The following is an 18,945-nucleotide window of genomic DNA, read 5'->3' on the forward strand; positions in this document are numbered from 1 at the left end:
ACCTGCATGTAATTTTATAAATCTAATTATAAACCATGATGATAATAAAAGTCGTATTCATTTATTGTGAAAAAATGATTGGTATTTTAATTGGAATAAATGTTTAATGGCAATTATTCAATCAGCATTGTCGTAAAAAGTATTTAAATATAAATTTATTCGAATAAATATTGACGAGCAACATGTTTGAACATATAATGTAAGCGTAAACAAAGCAGTTATTTCAAAAAAGGGATGAACGTTATGGACAAGCAAGCACTGATTTCTATCACAGCACCAGCCAGTGGGAAACTTCTAATGCTGTCAGAAGTACCTGATCCAGTCTTTTCACAAGGATTAATGGGACAAGGATTTGCGATTGAACCTAATTCTTCAGATATTGTCGCACCAGTATCAGGAACAGTAACTTTGGTTTCCGACACTAAACATGCTTTTGGTATCAAGACCAATGATGGAGTAGATGTCTTAGTACATTTAGGTATCGATACCGTGGAATTGAAAGGCGCACCTTTTGAAGTTTCAATCAAACAAGGTGATACAGTAACTAGTGGTCAACCAGTCGTAAAGATGAATCTGAAAATGATTCAAGATGCCGGTAAAAGTACCACAGTGATTTTGGCAGTAACTAATAGTAATGATATTTTAAATGATTTGATGATTACAGAAACACCAGAAGTAAAAGGTGGTCAAATTGTTGCTGTAATGAATGTTAAAGAAACCGAGAATCAAACTGCCACTAAATCAGGCAACAAATATGATCAATTAGCCACAGAAATCATTAAAAACGTTGGTGGAGTGGAGAATATTGATAGTTTGATCCATTGTATTACTCGATTACGCTTCTATTTGAAAGATGACACTAAGGCTAACACGTCAGTTATCGAAAATCTCGATGGTGTTATCACGGTTGCCAAAGCTGGTGGACAATATCAAGTTGTCATTGGGCAAGCAGTCACAGACGTTTATGATGCTGTCATTAAGCAGATTGGACCAGGTTTTACCAACGATGCTGCTACCGCTGAGGCTGTGGCGCAGACGACTAAGGATGCTAAAAAGGTACACGGGGTTTGGCCAAATGTAAAACAAGGTGTAAATAATTTTATTGGTGTTTTGACTGCCTCAATGATTCCAATTATTGGTATCTTAGCAGGTTCAGGTATTTTGAAGGGGATTTTAGCAGCTCTGACAGGTTTTAAAATTTTATCAACAACTAGTGGTACTTACGTAATTTTAAATGCGGTTGGAGACGCAACATTTTACTTCTTGCCAGTCGTTTTAGGATTTACAGCAGCTAAAAAGTTGGGTTCCGACCCAATTGTGTTAGGAATTGTTGGTGGAATTTTGATTTATCCACAAATTGTTACTTTAGCAAGCAAAGCTAGTACTGCCAGCACTAATTTCTTAGGTATACCAACGACCTTAGTATCATATGTTTCCTCGGTCTTTCCAATTATTGTAGCTGCTTGGTTAGGTAAATATGTCGAAAAATTTTTAAAGAAAATAATTCCAACCTATTTAAGAAGTGTCTTTGTACCAATTTTGGAAGCTTTGATTTTGAGCTTGATAATCTTTATCGGCGTGGGACCAATCGTTACTATTATCAGTAAAGGTTTGTCTGCAGGTTTAGTTTCAATTTATAACTTTAGTCCAGCATTATCCGGTTTGATTCTTGGTGGACTTTATCAAACAATGGTCATCTTCGGACTTCACTGGGGTCTGATTCCAATTGTTATCAACGATATCGCTACTAATGGCCACAGTTACATCAATTCAATTCTTTCCATAACGATGGTTGCTCAAGGTGGTGCCGTTCTAGCAGTTTTCTTGAAGACTAAGAACAAGAAATTGAAGGAAATGTCTTTAGCAGCAGCTGTTTCAGCCTTTTGTGGCGTTACAGAGCCAGCACTTTACGGTGTTAACTTGAAATATAAGAGAGTTTTCGTTGTTGCCAGTATCGCCAGTGCCATTGGTGGTGCTTTGACCGGATTCTTGAGAGTTGATAATTATGCTTTATCAGGTGCTTTGATTGGATTCCCAGCCTTTATCACACCAGGAGTTGGTATCGGCAGTAATTTCTATGGTTATTTGATTTCACACTACGCAACATTGCTAATTTCCATTGTACTTGTCTATCTATTTGGCTATACTGATAAAATGTTGGCAAAAAGAAATGACCCAATGAACGTAGAAAACGTCGAAGTGGCATAGTAAGGGAGATTATAAGATATGGAAGCAAAGAAATACAATCTTGAAGTCTCCAATCATGATTTTATCGTTAAGAGTTATTGGCTTGATCAAGTAGAAGATTTCAACCAAACAGTCGATTATCCAATCGTAGTAATTTGTCCGGGTGGAGGATTTACCTTTCATTCGGCACGTGAAGAAGAACCAGTAGCGTTACGTTTCAATTTTTTTGGGATGCACGCTGTAGTCTTAGAGTACAAACTGATTGACCAAGAAACAGTCTATCCAACAGCGTTACAAGAACTAGCTAAGACGATTGATTGGATCAACAAGCAACCAGCTTCACGACATATTGATAAAAAGCGCATCATCTTAGCTGGATTTTCCGCAGGCGGTAATTTAGTAGCAACTTATAACGGAATTGGAACTGATCCAAAGCTCCGTCAAAAATATCAAATTGATCATTTGACTGGCGAACATGCTGGAATAATTTTAGGTTATCCTGCAATTGATTTGACTATCAAAGGTAGCTTTCCAGATGATGATAAGATTTTGCATGAGATAAGTACTGATCCAACCTTTTGGAAAGCTCAAGACTTGTTGAATAAAAATTCTAAACCAGCCTTTGTTTGGCAAACGAGAACTGATGAACTAGTTAACGTTATTAACTCTTTGACTTATGTTGAAAGAATGACTCAACTAGGATTAGAAGCTGAGTATCACATGTTTGGCTCCGGTATTCATGGATTAGTTTTTGGTACATATGTCACACAAAAACCGGGTAAGGATAAGTATTTAAATGCTTGGACCTCTAAATGGATTGAATTAGCTCTAAATTGGCTTCAAATGATGAAGTTACTCAGATGAAAAAATCCCAATTCTCAAATTGATGAGAGTTGGGATTTTTGCTTAGTAACAAACAAATAAATGAGGTATCTTCTTATAGCCACGATAGCCCGTCTTTTCAACTAAGGTTCAGTGGCTCTTCTTTGGTACGACTATATAATAGAATGTGGGATGGGTCCCAGGTCAAGACCCTTTTCTAAATTTGTCCGATATGTTCGTCGATTGTAGCAGCAACTTGGTCGTGGACGGTTACGCCTTGGTCTTCAAGTTCTTTGATCTTGTCAGCAAATTGTGGCAAATATTTCTTGTTAGCGACGAGCATTTCATCCAGCAAGTCTTTAGCAGCTTGGCCACTAGGAATCAATGGATTCATAATAAAGGCTTGTAGAGCTAGACCATAATCACCAGTTACGGCTGCTTCATCGATAACTAGTTCCATGTTTTTCATCAATTGGATCCAGCCACGTTCGGCAGGTTGGAAATGACCGAATGTCAGTGGTAAAGCACCAGAAGCGGTGATAATCGAAGAAACTTCAACCGTATGATCAGATGGCAAGTCTGGTAAGGCGCCGCGGTTCAAAGTGGAAACGACCATGTGAGTTTTCTTGTCACCATAAATTGAGGCGATAGCTTCACAGGCAGCGTCTGAATAATGAGCTCCACCACGTTCAGCTAATTGCTTTGGCTTGTGGTCGAGATTTGGGTCTTGATAGAGAGTGAATAATTCGTGTTCGATACGCATGACTTCTTGAGCACGAGTCTTATTTTGGTTGAATTCTTCGAGACTGTGATTGAGCATTTCTGTTTGACGATAGTAATAGCGATGGTAACCACATGGAATCATCTTCATTTGATTGAGTTGTTCACGGAAAAATTTTACATCGAAGATATTCTTAGGTAGACCAGTTTCCGAACCGTCATACATTTTGTTGATAATATCCATCGTTACTTCTTTACCGGAGTTGTCCCAGACTCTGTGCCAATGGAAGTGATCAATTCCGGCAAATTTGTAAGTTAAGTCTTTTAATTCCTTACCAATTGTAGCTGGCTCATTCATCATAGCCATTACGGGAACGTTACAAAGACCGATGACTTTGTCCCACTTGCCATATTGTTGGATGGCTTCAGTGATCATTCCACTAGGGTTGGTGAAGTTGATCAACCAAGCGTTAGGACAAAGTTCTTTCATATCTTTAACGATATCTAAAATTACTGGAACAGTTCGAAAGGCTTTGAAGATTCCACCGGCACCGTTAGTCTCTTGACCTAATAGACCGTAGCTACCAGGAATTCTTTCGTCTTTGACACGGGCTTCTAGTAGTCCCACTCTAAATTGGGTCGAAACAAAATCAGCATCTTTCAAAGCTTCCCGACGGTTCAAAGTTAGATGAACCTCCCAATCAAGTCCAGCAGCTTTGACCATTCTTTTAGCCATGTTACCCACGATATTGAGTTTCTTTTCGCCTTCAGGAATATCAACTAACCAAATTTCTTTGATAGGTAATTGATCTTGACGTTTGATATAACCCTCGATTAATTCGGGAGTGTAGCTAGAACCTCCACCGATAGTGACCATTTTGAGTGCGTTACGTGACATGTTTTCTTCCTCCAATTGTTATGAATTTTTCTACAATTAGAGCATACATTGTGGGATTAATCCCATAGCAAGCACTTTTTTCTAGTCAGCATCGATTAATTTAGGAGTTTGTTTTTCGAAGGACAATTGTTGGTCGTTTAATTCATTGTAAAGATAAATAAAAGCGTTGTGTGCCTGGTTTCTAAAGCACAAATCGATTGTGGGCATGTTCATTAATTTGGCAATTTCACTATTGTCACTACCAACGACTAAACAATCTTCAGGAACACGAATATTGTGCTTTCGTAACGTCGTTATGAATTCAGCAGCTACAAAATCAGCGAAGAAAACCATTGCTTCGGGACGCTTTTTGGCGTGCAACCACTTGTTAGCGGCATCGATACCAGCACCGTGTTGTCCATGATAAAAAATTTGATAGTCTTGATTGCTATCAGGATGCTTTAATTTGAAGTCGTCGATAGCTTTGACTCGAGCTCGCGTATTGGCGTTACGTAAGCTGGATAAAACATGTCCCACGTTTTTATATCCTAGATCATCTAAATGTTTTAAAACAGCGGTATAGATAGGATAGTGGTCGATGTAATTGGAATAAATATGATCATGTTCGACTCGTTGCCATGTTGAAATTGGTCCGAAGTCAGCGTATGAACTAATCGTGTCCCAAGAATTGATTCTCGTCAAAATGAAGACTGCATCTAAAGCTCTAGTTGTTAAAAGACTTAAAGTTTTCAATTCGTTTTTAGCATTTTGGGTGAAGTAGACGTTAACGTTATAACCATACTTAGCTGCAATTTTGGTAAAAGAATTGATAAAATCTCCGACTAGGGGGAAGTAATCACTGACTAAAAATCCAATCGTCTTTGTGTGTTTCTGTCGTAAGTTTTTGGCAACTTGATTAGGGATGTAATTTAATTCGTGCATGGCGTTCAAAATAATTTTTCTTTTTTCTTCGCTGACGTAGCCATTGCCACTGACAACGCGAGAGATAGTCGATTTTGAAATACCAGTTTTTTTAGCTAGATCATAAATAGTTGTCATTTAATAACTCCTTTCTAATATTTTTGTTATTACATAAATAATAATGGACTTTTTGAGTAAATCATACATTGAAAACGTTTACTCTGTCAGAGCGGTTGTTTTATTATTTCTCATTGTTATACTGATGTCGTTAACCATAAGGAAGGTGAATATTTATCGTTAATTGACAGCAGTAATATTTCGGTTATTCGAGAGAATAGCGTAGCAATGAATTCAAATGAAATCAAAGCGAAGGGAAATATTACTCATGAAGTCCAAAAGGATTCTCGGATCCGTCTTTTTAACCATTGCTTCAATTATTTGGGGAGCAATGTTCGTAGTTGTAAAAATTATTGTCGATGAGGTGCATCCAATTCAACTAGTTTGGTTGGAGTACTTAATCGCCTTAGTATTCTTGATTGGTTATTCAGTCATGAAAAGAGAGAAATGGCATATCAATTGGCCTGATTTAAAATTAATTTTTTGGATTGGGATAATCGGAAATACGATTTCTCTAGTTGCCCAGGAAATGGGTACCGGGTTGTCTAATGCCCAAACCGGTTCAGTTATCACATCAACTATTCCAGCATTTATGATCATCTTCGGTTGGTTGATACTGAAAGAAAAATTAGACAAAGTTAAGATTTTCTCCGTTATCATCGCTATCCTAGGGGTAGTCATGATTGTCGGATTAAAGATGTCCGGAACAAATGTTATCTTAGGAGTTTTGCTCCTAGTTCTCGACTCAATCGCTTGGGCCTTGATGTCTGTCTTGGTCAAGAAAGTAAAGACGTACAGTTCTTTACAAATTACTATTATGTCAACTGTAGTAGCGGTAGTTGCTCTGACACCATTTATTTTGAGTGACCTACAATCACTTACAAGTATTAACTTTGTTGATCCAAAAGTAATCTTAAGTCTACTTTACATCGGTGCGGTTTCAACAGCTGTGGCTTATGTTATGTGGAATCGTGGATTACAAATCGTTAGTGCCGGTTCATCTGGTTTGTTCTACTTGATTCAACCAATCGTTGGTTCATTCTTAGGTTGGTTATTGCTCGGTGAACAAATTTCAGTCGGTTTCGTTATCGGTTCAGCAATGATTTTAGCTAGTGTCTGGATATCGGTTAAGTTCGATGGTTCTTCTGATGAGGAAGCACGACTTGCCAGTGCCGGGAACAGCATTTAATAATTGAATATAAAATATTAGGCAAATCCATTTGGGTTTGTCTTTTTTAGTGCGTAATTTATTTTTAGAAGCATCAAGAAAGGACAAACTCATGCCACCACTAACAAAGCTAATTTTAATTTTATTGCAAATATCTTACGTTGGGCCGATTACAGTGTTGAACTTTTTGGCAACCGGAATCGATCCAATGATAGTACTTAATAACAAGGGGAAAACTTTTCCAAAGCAAATTTCTGAGCAATCGTGGAATGAATATGCCAAAAAAGCTCAAGAACAGTGGAATTTAGCTCAAGAGTTGGGAATAACTATCATTAATTACCAAGATATAGATTATCCACAACGCTTATTAAATTTGAGTAATTTTCCTCCTATAATTTACGCCAAAGGTAATCAAAATCTTTTGAATCAACCGAAACTGACGGCTGTAATTGGTACTAGAGAACCGGAATCAACTACTGTCAAACGAGGTCAGAGACTGACCAAATATTTAGTATCAAGAGATCATGTTATCGTAGCTGGTTTGGCATTGGGATGTGACACGGTTGCTCACAAAACTTGTATACAAAATCATGGTCAAACGATTGCTGTTTTGGCACATGGCTTAGCTCAAAAAATTTATCCGCCAGAAAATAGTGAGTTAGCTCAGAAAATCATCGAAAGTGGCGGATTATTATTAACAACTTATCCACCAATGACTAAAGTTGCTCCATTTCGCTTAGCTGAAAGAGACCAGTGGCAGAGTGGGTTGAGTGATAAAGTTATCGTCTTAGAGACCAATGAAAATAGCGGTACGAATATCACTATTGAACACGCACTAAAACAAAAGCGGGAAGTAATAATACTTAAAAATCAAATAAATAATTAAACTTACAAAATGTCTTATAACTGTAATATTGAAAATGAACTATTGCCAAAATAAAATGCTATAATCTGATTCTAGTAAAGGTTTCCTTGAGGATATTTAGAGAAATTCCCACTGAGATTCGTGAGAGAAATCCAGTGAAAAAAGGAAAATAGCATTATGAATAATAAGTTAGTTGGTTCAACTCTACTTAGTGTAGCAGCCTGTATTTGGGGTGGAACTTTCGTCGCGGTCAAAGTCATCGTTAGTCAAGTTCATCCGTTGCAATTAGTTTGGTTACGCTATGCCGTGGCAATAGTCTTTTTGATTGGTTTTTCAATCATCAAAAAAGAAAAGTGGAATTTTCATGTAAAGGACTTGAAGTGGTTCATTCCTATCGGACTGACTGGCTATGCAGTTTCTCTAGTGGCACAAGAGACTGGAACTTGGTTTTCCAGCGCTCAAACAGGTGCAGTCGTGACTTCTTCAACACCAACATTCATGGTGATTTTTGCTTGGTTACTATTAAAAGAAAAGTTAACTAAAGTCAAGATCATGTCACTGATTATGGCGACGCTAGGTGTAATTATGATTGTTGGCATCCATTTGAGTGGTAAACACATTTTAACTGGAGTATTTTTCTTAATCTTATCGGCTTTGACTTGGTCGTTGATGTCGGTCATGATCCAAAAGCTCCCTAATTATTCGGCACTTCAAATTACTATTATTTCAGCAACAATAGCTTTGTTGTGTCTGACACCGTTCGTTATTAACGATGTAGCCGACTTCACTTCAATCAATTTCTTCAATCCCAAAGTTGTGCTCTGCTTGTTTTACGTGGGAGCAATCTCAACTGCAGCAGCTTTTGTAATGTGGAATAAAGGTCTAACGATGGTCAGTACCAGTGTTTCGGGCTTGTTTTATTTGTTGCAGCCAATTGTTGGAACTTTGTTAGGTTGGTTATTGCTAGGTGAGGGTATTACGATTGGTTTTGTTATTGGATCGGTTTTGATTTTAGGTAGTGTTTTTGTGTCGATTAGATTTGCGGAATGATTGATGAGTTATTCATGTTATACTTTCATTAAGATTGGATGAGTGAAGGGATGCTAATGACTGCAGGAATATTAATGAATAAGATTTTTACAGTAAATTCATTAAAGAAATTAATAGACGATAAAAACATCAAAGTGTATAAAGAAGCTGTCAAGGCAACATCAGTTGATTCTGACAATAAAACTAATTCAGAAATTTTACAAGAATTGTATAAATACATGTCTAGAAACCATCGAAATGAATTCTTTTTTAAAAATACGATAATAAATAAAATCCTTTTGGGAAGACATAGTCTAAATACATCTACAGCCATTAGAGAATTACCAATTGATAACAATATTTTGGATTTGGTAGTTATAAATGGTGTTGGTCAAGTTTATGAAATTAAAACCGGCCTGGATAATCTGACTCGTCTTAATGAACAGCTTGATTCTTATTATCGAGTTTTCTCATATTGTAATGTAGTAACCGAACAAAGCCATGTGGATCAATTGAAAATAAAGTTGAAAGATACTCCAACAGGCTTAATTGTTTTAAACAAACGTGGATCGTTGCATGTTGAAAGGAAAGCTGTTGAATATAAAGATAATTTAAACAAGAAATCGATGTTTGATGTGTTAAGGAAGTACGAGTTTGAAGAAATTATTCAACAAAATTTTGGGAAATTACCTAACGTTCCACAGTCAAAATATTACGACGAATGTTTTAATATTTTTAATGAGTTAGAAACGACTCACGCGCAAAAATGTGTCTTGAATCAGTTAAAGAAGCGGACAAACATAAATAAAGATAATTTGAGATACTTTAAGATGGTTCCAAATGAAATAAAATCATTGGTATATTTTTCAAAGTATAACGAAAAAGATTTTGTACAATTGGAAAATTTCTTGAATAGTAAATATTAAATTCTAGGGAGATTGTTATGTATTTGCCAATATTAAGAGGAAAGCAAAACGAGCTATTAGCTCTAAAAGAATTACTTAATGAAAAAGTTTTAAGTGAAAATATTTTACCTATCATTGAACCTACTAGTCCTTCATCGACATTTAAAAATTTATTGATGCAATTTAGTGAGCAAAATAGAAAAATAGCCGTAATACAAAATTCAGAACAGGTCCCATATGAATCATTTGATACTAAGGAAGTTACTAGTCTAAAGAAAAAAAGTAATTTTATTTCGGCTCTGATTGTACAAAATAATGCGCAATGTGACTTTTCAAAATTTTTAAATGCTAATAGAATGATAATTGTTGATGAAAAGTCTGAATTTAATGATTCTAACAAGATCGAAAAAGACACTTATGTAGTTGTTGAACCAAATAACAGAACAGCTTTGAGACTGTTCAAAAACTCGGCCGATTATTTAGTGGAATATCATGATCAGTTTAATAAGCAAGAACGAAATGTTGATTATTTAGATAAAGAAGATGAAATTTTTTCCGTAGAGCATAAATTTTATGAAGAGGATGGATACTTTGGCTTTAGCGATTATTCTATAATTGGTAGCGACTTTAGATTATCTGGGTTTGCAGCAAAAGCTGTGGCAATTCATTTAGTTTATTTTGATAAAGATTTTAATTTACGGATACATCATTTTGTTTCGGATTCTAATGAAAATATCAATGATCCTGCCAAAAAGGCACATGAAGCATTAGAAAAATTGGTTGAATTCGTTAACTCTAATGAGTTTGTTTTTAAAGACAATAGAAACAATTCATCAGGGTTGAAAGAATTTAAAAGATTATTTAATGAAGATAAGTATTCCGGTTTAGGTTATATTAAGAAATTGTCGATTAAACATCATTTTGAAATTTTGGGGAGATATTTGGATAAATGGGCAAATGTTGCGAAAAGTGTTTCTTAGACCAAGATATAAAAGACAGAATTAGATCTATAAATGAAATAGGTGAATGTGATTTTTGTAAATCTAAGGATGTATTCGTATTTGATAATGAGAAAGCTAAGTCTATTGCTGATTATGACAAGAATATAGTTGCTGATTTTAATGAATTATTGACTCTTTACGTAGTGTTATCTCCTGAACTGGAGCAGTATTCGGATTATAGTCAAAAATTGGCTGATCAGTTGGCAGATAATACTAATATTTTTAATATCGAGAAGCCCCAAATCTCTCGGTTGTTAAAAGATATGTTAAAAAAACAATATTCTGTGGATAAAGCATTGTTTGATTTACCAGTAATTCCCAAATATTTGCTGGATGATGAGACACAAAAACAAAGCGGTATTTTCAAAGGAAAAAGTTGGGCTGATTTTGAAGAAGATATTAAATATAACAGTAGATTTCACTCTGAATTGCCTAATGAAAAGATATTCAAATTATTTTTCAATGAAGTCATTACTACTCTTGAAACTGGAAAAAGATTTTTTCGAGCTAGAATTAGTGATTCTGGAGAACCTATTTTGCCAAGAAATATGTGGTCAGCACCTAAAGGAAAGGCTTCTGCTGGCAGATTGAATGCTTCTGGAATAGGATATCTTTATTTGGCAGAAAAAGAGACTGTAGCAATTGCAGAAATAAAGGCTTCTTTAAATGATGTATGTACAATCGCCACCTTTGAAATGACTGAACCGGCCTATGTTGTTGATTTATCCAAAATTACTAATTTAAGTATATTTTCATTAGATAATAAAGAAATATATTTAATGAATTTTGAAATACTTAATAAGATAGATGAAGTCATGAGAAAATTAAGTCGAAAAGATAGATTAGAGTTGGAATACATACCAACAGAATTTATTAGTGATTTTATTAAATATATGGGTACCAAAGATCAACATATAGATGGGATCCGTTATAAAAGTACAGTTGATGATGAAACAGTGGATATTGTTTTATTCGATGGGAAGAAAGTAAAGCAATTGGATAAAGAAATAAGGACTTACAATATCCAACAAATTACGTATCCTACATTAAAAAGTATGTAAAACAAAAAGACGATCTCAATTATGAGACCGCCTTTTTAATATCATTCAGCGTTATGAATTTCTCCTAAGATATCCCAATCAGAGAAATCATAGTTCATATAATCCTTATTATGAATTGGTAAATGTTGTTCTAACGTATCAAACTGTTGAATCTCAACTCTACCAGTAGCGCCACCGAATCCTAATACGTGACCACCAAAGTCATGTGCATCGGATAAGAAATGATGATGGAAGCCGCCAACTGCTGCACCGTCAAAAATTTGAGGGGAGTAGTAACTCAAGAGTGTTCCTTTAACTGATTCACGTAGGAAAATACTCTGATCCTCGGCTGTTTTACCCAAAGTAGCGTAAGGTTTGTGAGATTTCTTAACGGCACGAGTTTTGATATTAGTGAAAGTACCGTGAACCTTAATAGAATAAAAGGTGTTTGCACTCGTCATGGCACCGATTTTTTTGTCTAATTCGGTTTGTGATAATTCTTCAATATCAGTCAAACGTTTGTATTCGGCGAAGTGGCTGTTAGCAAATGGCAAAGTGAAATCATCATTGACAACATTGACATTGCCGTTGTGATCAACTTGATAAGGAACACCGTCCAAAATAATCAACTCGCCATCAAGTCCTTCTCCAGTACCGATACCAGTGTCACCGTGTTCGAGTAGTTCTTTCATCGTAATCGTACCATCTAATAAGCCGGGAACTAATAAGGCTAATGTACCGTGTTGATAAAGTGTATGTGATTTTGACATAATAGTACCTCGCATTTTTAATTCAAGACGTCGTCAACCAACTTGGAAGCTAGTTTGATGTTGTCAGAGTAGTCTACAGGGATGTGTAAAACAACTGGACCCTTAGTAGCGAAAGCTTTGGCTAACATTGGTTCGAGATCTTCAGTTCTTTCGACTCGCATACCAGTAGCACCGAAACTTTCAGCGTATTTGACGAAATCAACTGATCCTAATTTGACACCAGAGTCATGACCGTATTTGGCAATTTCTTGGAAACGGACCATATCGTAATATCCGTCGTCCCAAACTAGTTGTACGATGTTGAGATGTAAACGGACGGCTGTTTCAAGTTCTTGTCCTGAAAAGAGGAATCCGCCATCTCCAGCAACGGAAACGATAGGTTGTTCAGGGCGCTCCAAGGCTGCAGCAATTGCCCAAGGAAGGGCGACTCCTAATGTTTGCATACCATTACTGAATAGTAGGTGTCTTGGCTTGTAGCTTCTGAAATGACGTGCCATCCAAATGTACAAACTACCAACATCAACTGTTACGGTTGTGTCATCGTTAACTTGGTTTTGCAGAGCATGAATAATAGCAAGTGGGTGAATACCATTTTTATCAGAGTGATTTTCAGGGATGGCATCTTTCTTAGTAAATTTCTCTTGTTGATTAGCTAAATGTTGATGCATTTTTTCACCTAAATCAATATCATCAGGCAATTGTTCACTGATTTCGTCCAAAGTCTTAGCAATATCAGCTTGGACAATTAGGTCTGGTTGGTAATCATTAGTAATTTCTGGAGCAATACTATCCAGGTTGATGATTTCGCCAGTGCGGCCAACATTCCAATTACGAGCTTCATATTCAATAGGATCGTAACCGACAGCAATGATCAAGTCACTTTCCTTCAAAATAGTGTCACCGATTTGATTTCTGAATAAACCGACACGCCCGTAGTAGTTCTTTTCAAGGTCACGAGAGATAACCCCAGCACCCTGGAAAGTTTCCACAACGGGAATTGAGAACTTGTGTAAGAATTTGTGAATCTTATGAGTTACTTCATTAGTGGAAGAACGCATACCGGCTAAAATTACTGGTAATTTAGCGTTTTTGATTTTTTCAATAATTTCATTAACAGTATCTTGGTCAGCCCCACCTTGTTCAACAGGGGAAAGACTCTTAATAGTATTGCGAGTAACTTCATCATTTAAAACATCTTGAGGGATAGACATGAAAGTAGCTCCGGCTTTAGGTGCAGCAGCCGTTTGGTAAGCGTTTGCAAAAGACTCCGAAAGATTGTTAGCATCTTGGACTTCGACACTATCCTTAGTAGCTGCAGACAAAAGCTCTTTACTTGAGATGCTTTGGTGCGTTAATCTAGCAATATCGTTTCGTGGAACTTGACCACCTAAGGCAACAACAGGATCCCCTTCAGCGGTTGCCGTGATCAATCCTGTAGCTAAGTTAGAAACACCAGGTCCAGAAGTAGTAGCGACAACGCCAGGTTTACCAGTCAAACGTCCGATACCCGCAGCCATGAAAGCCGCATTTTGTTCGTGACGTGTGATGATTAGTTTAGGAGTTTGGGGATTATCGTTGTGTTCGAGATTCTCGAATAGTTGGTCAATCTTGGCCCCAGGCAATCCAAAAATATATTTAACGTTTTGGTTGATCATACTTTGGATCAAAGCTTGAGCACCATTAGGTTGTTTTGTCATTGTATCTAGCCTCTTTTTCTAATTTCTATTATTATATAGATAAAAATTAAAACATTCGTGTTGATTTGTCAACACAGAAAACTTTTCAGTGGAGTGAAAGCAAATGAAAAACATTGGATATTTAGCACAAGATATTTCTATCTTACACAGACAATATTACAAGGATACGAGGGAAAAATTCAACCAAATCAACTTAAATCCGACCGCCGCTTGTATTTTGTTAGCTGTTAGTGATTATGAAAATATTAGTCAAAATCAAGTTGCCAGATCTTTAGTTATCGACAAAGGTTTAGCCACCAGAGAAATCAATAAGATGGAAAAACTCAACTATTTAACTAAGTCGAATGGAGCAGGTAAGACGAAGATTTTGAATTTGACCGAAACTGGCAACAAAGTCGTTGATACTGTCCAACATATTCGTAGTCAATGGTGGGAAGACCGCTTCGCCAAATCCGGAATCACTCCCGACAGTCCACTAGTTTCTTCCATTGAAGCCGTAGTTTCTACTATTATTGACCCAATAGAATAATATGTCGTCGTCCGTTCGGCCCTGAAAAATGCTGGGACGCTGCTGACGCAACTTGAAACAGGGCATGTTGTTTCCAAGCTTGGTCTTTAAGTAAGCGATAAATCGCTAACGTAAATTTGGCGGCTGGGCATTTTTCGAGGCTCTCACTCCCGACTAGATAGTAACTTTTAGATTTTTTTAAAAATTTATAAAACTAAAAAAAGAGCGTTTGACAACGCGTGATTGTAAAAATCATGTGTCTTCAAACGCTCTTTTCCATTGCGGTAACTTTGTCGACCCGAATCATCTTAGTGATATTTTTGGGTAAAATCTGTTTGATATTGTTCCGCAAGTTTAAAACCACCATTGAGTGATCGTAGTCGTTGATATTTAAGATCTGAATTTGATCACCTAATTGGATATCGATGTTACTGAGAATCTGGAAGAGATAATTATCTTCCGCAAAGTTGATAATTTTCCAATACTTATCAGAAGTAACTTGTTTAGATAATAAGGAAGAATCAGAAAATTCCGGAATAGGACAGTTAATAGGAATAATATTCCCATGTGGGCAAGTTTTTGGATAGTCTAGATAAATATTTAAGCGGTCAATCACTAATGGATCAGGGTTCTCACACAATTGACTGGCTTTCTCATAAACTTGGCCTAAAGGAATGTTTAATTTGTCTAACAACCAGATTTCTAAGAGGCTGTGTTGTTGAATTAAAGGAATAACGGTGTTCAAACCCTTTTTCGTCAACTTAGTTCCATAGTATTTAGTATATTTAACTAAACCTAACTTTGATAAATGCTGCGTACGATCGGAAATAGAAGCCTTGCTGACATTGGCTTTGACAGCGAGATCGATATTGTTAACATTTTGAAAGCTTCCACCTAATTCGAATATTAATCGTAAAAAATTTAAATCATTCACAATTCGTTCACCACTTTTTTTAATTTGGGATGTTACAAATAATTCGGAAAAAAATAACGATATAACTTTATTTAAATATTTGGTTGTCAGCTAATAATAAATTGGTAAAAACCCTTGAGTACATACCAATCAGCAATTCAGAAGTAATCCAACTATGTGCTTGATACTTCTGATAGTTGATGTTTGTTTGATCTTGGATTTGAGTTGGATATTTCATATTAACCCCCTATAAATAATTCCTATAACAAATAGTTAGCTTGACCTAATAATATTATTACAAATTTCGAAGAAAAGTCCTAACTATACTATATGTATATAGATTTTTTATTAAAACAATATAAAATTACTATAAATCCTATCCCGAACGACTTTAATATAACATAATTGTTTTGAACAAAATAGTTAAGTAGGGGGTAAAATTTTCTTGATATACCTCATAATAATTCGTTAATCCCTTGTTACTGTTGGAGGTAACCGTTTTCTGAAATATTTTGAAAATATTACATTTTAGATATTTTTTATTAGGTAACCTTAAAAAATAGTTTACAACGAATTAAATTGGGGTAGAATGGGTTTTGGAAAGACGAGCAGGACTGCTTGTTTTTAGAAAAATGTATTGGAGGACAAACCAATGTCGAATCAAAACAACACTTTTGAACGTGTTTTGGTTGGTGTCGATGATTCACCCGATGCCCAATTAGCATTTAGATATGCGATGCACCGTTGCATCAAGGACGGCTCAACGTTGATCATTACTTCTATTTTGGAAGATAGTGATATGAATGTTTACCAAGCACTCACGAAAGACTACGTTCATGGTGAGCGTAAAGAGTTAGAAGAGCACATGCAGGAATATCGCAAGGTTGCTTTGGATGCTGGAGTTAAGAATGTTGAACTCATGGTAGCCGAAGGAGATCCTGGTGAAACAATCGTTAAGGATGTCATTCCTTCGTGTGATGCAGATCTTTTAGTTATAGGGTCACTTTCCAAAAAGGGAATCAGAAAGTACTTTGGTTCACAAGCTGCATATATGGCGAAATATTCACCAATTTCTGTGATGATCATTCGCTAGTACATTTATAAAGAAATCATAATAAGGGGAGATTAATCATGGCTGAAAAGCATAAATTAATCGAATACGCAAACGGTCCATCTCTACAAGAGATTAACGGAACCGTCGATGTACCAAGAGACAAGGGCTTTTTCAAAACTTTGTTCGCATACTCAGGTCCAGGAGCACTAGTTGCTGTTGGATACATGGATCCAGGTAACTGGTCAACATCAATTACCGGTGGTCAAAATTTCCAATACCTATTAATGTCAGTTATTCTAATGTCTAGTTTAATTGCCATGTTACTGCAATATATGGCTGCTAAACTAGGAATTGTGAGTAAGATGGATCTAGCGCAAGCCATTCGTGCTAGAACTAGTAGATCACTGGGAATCGTTTTATGGATTCTAACCGAGTTAGCCATCATGGCGACTGATATTGCCGAAGTTATCGGTGGTGCTATCGCTTTGTACTTACTATTTAATATTCCACTAGTAATTGCCGTATTTATCACTGTTGGTGATGTTTTGGTATTGCTATTATTGACAAAGATTGGTTTCAGAAAAATCGAAGCTATCGTTGTATGTTTAATTCTTGTTATTCTATTTGTTTTCGTTTATCAAGTTGCTCTATCAAATCCTGATTGGGGTGGCGTTTTCTCAGGTCTAATTCCAACAGGTAAAACATTTGCTACTAGTCCTAAGATTGGTGGTCAAACACCTCTAAGTGGTGCCTTAGGTATCATCGGTGCCACAGTTATGCCTCACAATTTGTACCTACACTCAGCTATTTCACAAACTAGAAAAGTTAACCACGCTGATGAAAAATCAGTTGCACAAAACGTTCGTTTCTCAGCTTGGGATTCAAATATCCAATTAACAGCTGCCTTCTTCGTTAACGCTTTACTACTTATCATGGGTGTTGCCGTATTCAAGAGTGGCGCTGTTGAAGATCCATCATTCTTCGGTTTGTATCAAGCTCTATCAGATACATCAACTTTGAGTAATGGTGTTTTGATTGCCGTTGCTAAGTCAGGTGTACTTTCAACATTGTTCGCCGTTGCTTTGCTTGCTTCAGGTCAAAATTCAACTATTACTGGTACTTTAACTGGACAAGTTATCATGGAAGGTTTCGTTCACATGAGAATGCCTCTATGGTTACGTCGTTTGGTTACACGTTTGATCTCAGTTATCCCAGTTCTTATCTGTGTTATGTTAACAAGTGGTAAGAGTGCGATTGATGAGCACGAAGCCTTGAATACCTTGATGAATAACTCACAAGTCTTCTTGGCCTTCGCACTTCCATTCTCAATGTTGCCACTACTATTAATGACAGATAGTGCTACAGAAATGGGTAACAAATTTAAGAACTCAACTTGGATCAAAGGATTCGGTTGGTTATCAGTTATTGCTTTGACAGTTCTAAACTTAATTGGTTTACCAGACCAAATCAAAGCCTTTTACGGTGATCACATTACTTCTGGTCAATCATTACAAGCTACGATCATTGCTTACGTATTAATCGCTGCTGTTCTAGCACTATTGATTTGGACAATTGTCGATATGCACAAAGGTAACGAAAGACTTAAGAACGTCTTGGCAAAAGAAGATGTTACATCAACTTATGAACATCTAGCCAAATTATCAGCCACAGCCGGTTCTGAAGAAGAATTCGATAAAGAAGCTACTGCTGAAAGAAATTCAGAACAAAGATAAAAATTTGTAAACAAAAAGACGACTTTGAATGAAGTCGCCTTTTTTGTTATATCAAAATCCCGTCACAGTGGTCGATTTCATGCTGAATAATCTGAGCTACGAAATCACTGAATTCCTGTGTATGAGTTTGGAAATTACTATCCAAGTATTTAACTTTTATCCTATTATAACGGCTAGTCTTGCGTTGACCGATTAATGAAAGACAACCTTCTTCAGTCTCGTACTTGCCAGATTTGCTAATAATAGTTGGATTGATCATCGGAACATTCATCATGCCCATGGAAAAGACGATGATACGCTTGTTGACGCCAATCATGTTAGCTGCCATGCCAACACAATTTTCGGAGTTAGCTTTTAGGGTATCTAGTAAGTCAGTCACGACATTTTGGTCAGCTTTGGTTGCTAGTTCAGCTTTTTGAGCTAGAAAAGTCGTATCGTGGTTAATTGGTTTTATCATTTGTGTGCCTCTGTCTCGTTTGATTGTTTTTAGTATAAAGGTTGAAAGTATGAAAACAGACTTCAACCATCAATATTATTGAAGTAACGTGTAAATTTCTATACTATACTAGTACTAGTTACTGAGTTATCCAACACATACAACATAGATATGGAGTGATT

At 36.3% G+C, this 18,945-nt stretch carries 18 protein-coding genes; 11 read left to right on the forward strand and 7 right to left on the reverse strand.

Annotated features, from left to right (window positions below; all coding sequences use genetic code 11):
* Positions 1–243 precede the first annotated feature (243 nt).
* Positions 244–2,208 (forward strand): PTS sugar transporter subunit IIABC, encoded by a 1,965-nt coding sequence (locus FFM65_RS05605; protein WP_119318037.1) that lies wholly within the window; start codon positions 244–246, stop codon positions 2,206–2,208.
* An 18-nt stretch (positions 2,209–2,226) separates the two neighbouring features.
* Positions 2,227–3,051, forward strand: coding sequence for an alpha/beta hydrolase (locus tag FFM65_RS05610; RefSeq protein WP_119318038.1), 825 nt, complete (start codon positions 2,227–2,229; stop codon positions 3,049–3,051).
* Between the two features lie 175 nt (positions 3,052–3,226).
* Here FFM65_RS05610 and FFM65_RS05615 read toward each other — a convergent pair whose 3' ends face one another.
* Positions 3,227–4,627 carry a 6-phospho-beta-glucosidase gene (locus FFM65_RS05615; protein WP_119318039.1) on the reverse strand — a complete coding sequence of 467 codons (1,401 nt, stop codon included), beginning with the start codon at positions 4,625–4,627 and terminating at the stop codon, positions 3,227–3,229.
* An 81-nt stretch (positions 4,628–4,708) separates the two neighbouring features.
* A complete protein-coding gene (locus FFM65_RS05620) occupies positions 4,709–5,665 on the reverse strand; it encodes a LacI family DNA-binding transcriptional regulator (protein WP_119318040.1) in 957 nt (318 codons plus the stop codon).
* Between the two features lie 247 nt (positions 5,666–5,912).
* Here FFM65_RS05620 and FFM65_RS05625 point away from each other — a divergent pair, with 247 nt between their 5' ends.
* The 6 genes from FFM65_RS05625 (at position 5,913) to FFM65_RS05650 (ending at position 11,673) form a co-directional block, all read left to right on the forward strand.
* Complete coding sequence (locus FFM65_RS05625) at positions 5,913–6,833, forward strand: DMT family transporter (protein WP_119318041.1); 921 nt, start codon at positions 5,913–5,915, stop codon at positions 6,831–6,833.
* Between the two features lie 91 nt (positions 6,834–6,924).
* Positions 6,925–7,698, forward strand: a complete 774-nt coding sequence (locus tag FFM65_RS05630; protein ID WP_119318042.1) for a DNA-processing protein DprA — start codon at positions 6,925–6,927, stop codon at positions 7,696–7,698.
* A 156-nt stretch (positions 7,699–7,854) separates the two neighbouring features.
* Complete coding sequence (locus FFM65_RS05635; RefSeq protein WP_119318043.1) at positions 7,855–8,727, forward strand: DMT family transporter; 873 nt, start codon at positions 7,855–7,857, stop codon at positions 8,725–8,727.
* A 56-nt stretch (positions 8,728–8,783) separates the two neighbouring features.
* Complete coding sequence (locus FFM65_RS05640) at positions 8,784–9,632, forward strand: sce7726 family protein (RefSeq protein WP_119318044.1); 849 nt, start codon at positions 8,784–8,786, stop codon at positions 9,630–9,632.
* Positions 9,633–9,649: 17 nt separating this feature from the next.
* The gene (locus FFM65_RS05645) at positions 9,650–10,591 is read left to right on the forward strand and encodes a sce7725 family protein (RefSeq protein WP_119318045.1); all 942 of its coding nucleotides are present in this window, start codon (positions 9,650–9,652) and stop codon (positions 10,589–10,591) included.
* Positions 10,561–11,673, forward strand: coding sequence for an RES family NAD+ phosphorylase (locus FFM65_RS05650; RefSeq protein ID WP_119318046.1), 1,113 nt, complete (start codon positions 10,561–10,563; stop codon positions 11,671–11,673). The genes FFM65_RS05645 and FFM65_RS05650 overlap by 31 nt, the downstream gene beginning before the upstream one ends.
* A gap of 41 nt (positions 11,674–11,714) precedes the next feature.
* On the opposite strand, the gene budA is transcribed toward FFM65_RS05650, so the two are convergent.
* A complete protein-coding gene (budA, locus tag FFM65_RS05655; protein WP_119318047.1) occupies positions 11,715–12,422 on the reverse strand; it encodes an acetolactate decarboxylase in 708 nt (235 codons plus the stop codon).
* 17 nt (positions 12,423–12,439) lie between these two features.
* Positions 12,440–14,119 carry an acetolactate synthase AlsS gene (gene alsS / locus FFM65_RS05660; protein WP_119318048.1) on the reverse strand — a complete coding sequence of 560 codons (1,680 nt, stop codon included), beginning with the start codon at positions 14,117–14,119 and terminating at the stop codon, positions 12,440–12,442.
* Between the two features lie 103 nt (positions 14,120–14,222).
* Between alsS and FFM65_RS05665 the strand changes: the two genes are divergently transcribed.
* Positions 14,223–14,648: a MarR family winged helix-turn-helix transcriptional regulator gene (locus tag FFM65_RS05665; RefSeq protein ID WP_059075214.1), complete on the forward strand. Its 426-nt coding sequence runs from the start codon at positions 14,223–14,225 to the stop codon at positions 14,646–14,648.
* A 241-nt stretch (positions 14,649–14,889) separates the two neighbouring features.
* On the opposite strand, the gene FFM65_RS05670 is transcribed toward FFM65_RS05665, so the two are convergent.
* Both FFM65_RS05670 and FFM65_RS12135 read right to left on the reverse strand, forming a co-directional pair.
* Positions 14,890–15,561, reverse strand: a complete 672-nt coding sequence (locus FFM65_RS05670) for a metal-dependent transcriptional regulator (protein WP_119318049.1) — start codon at positions 15,559–15,561, stop codon at positions 14,890–14,892.
* A 67-nt stretch (positions 15,562–15,628) separates the two neighbouring features.
* Positions 15,629–15,778, reverse strand: coding sequence for a hypothetical protein (locus tag FFM65_RS12135; protein ID WP_161936678.1), 150 nt, complete (start codon positions 15,776–15,778; stop codon positions 15,629–15,631).
* Between the two features lie 414 nt (positions 15,779–16,192).
* On the opposite strand from FFM65_RS12135, the gene FFM65_RS05675 reads away from it, so the two are divergent.
* Together FFM65_RS05675 and FFM65_RS05680 are read left to right on the forward strand one after the other, a co-directional pair.
* Entirely contained in the window at positions 16,193–16,633 is a 441-nt protein-coding gene (locus FFM65_RS05675; RefSeq protein ID WP_059075212.1) for a universal stress protein, read from the forward strand.
* Positions 16,634–16,671: 38 nt separating this feature from the next.
* The gene (locus FFM65_RS05680; RefSeq protein WP_119318050.1) at positions 16,672–18,327 is read left to right on the forward strand and encodes an Nramp family divalent metal transporter; all 1,656 of its coding nucleotides are present in this window, start codon (positions 16,672–16,674) and stop codon (positions 18,325–18,327) included.
* A gap of 46 nt (positions 18,328–18,373) precedes the next feature.
* Here the strand turns inward: FFM65_RS05680 and FFM65_RS05685 are convergent, their stop codons facing one another.
* Positions 18,374–18,784 (reverse strand): peptide deformylase, encoded by a 411-nt coding sequence (locus tag FFM65_RS05685; RefSeq protein WP_119318051.1) that lies wholly within the window; start codon positions 18,782–18,784, stop codon positions 18,374–18,376.
* Positions 18,785–18,945 lie beyond the last annotated feature (161 nt).

Source organism: Companilactobacillus formosensis (genome assembly GCF_005405305.1).
GTDB lineage: Bacteria > Bacillota > Bacilli > Lactobacillales > Lactobacillaceae > Companilactobacillus > Companilactobacillus formosensis.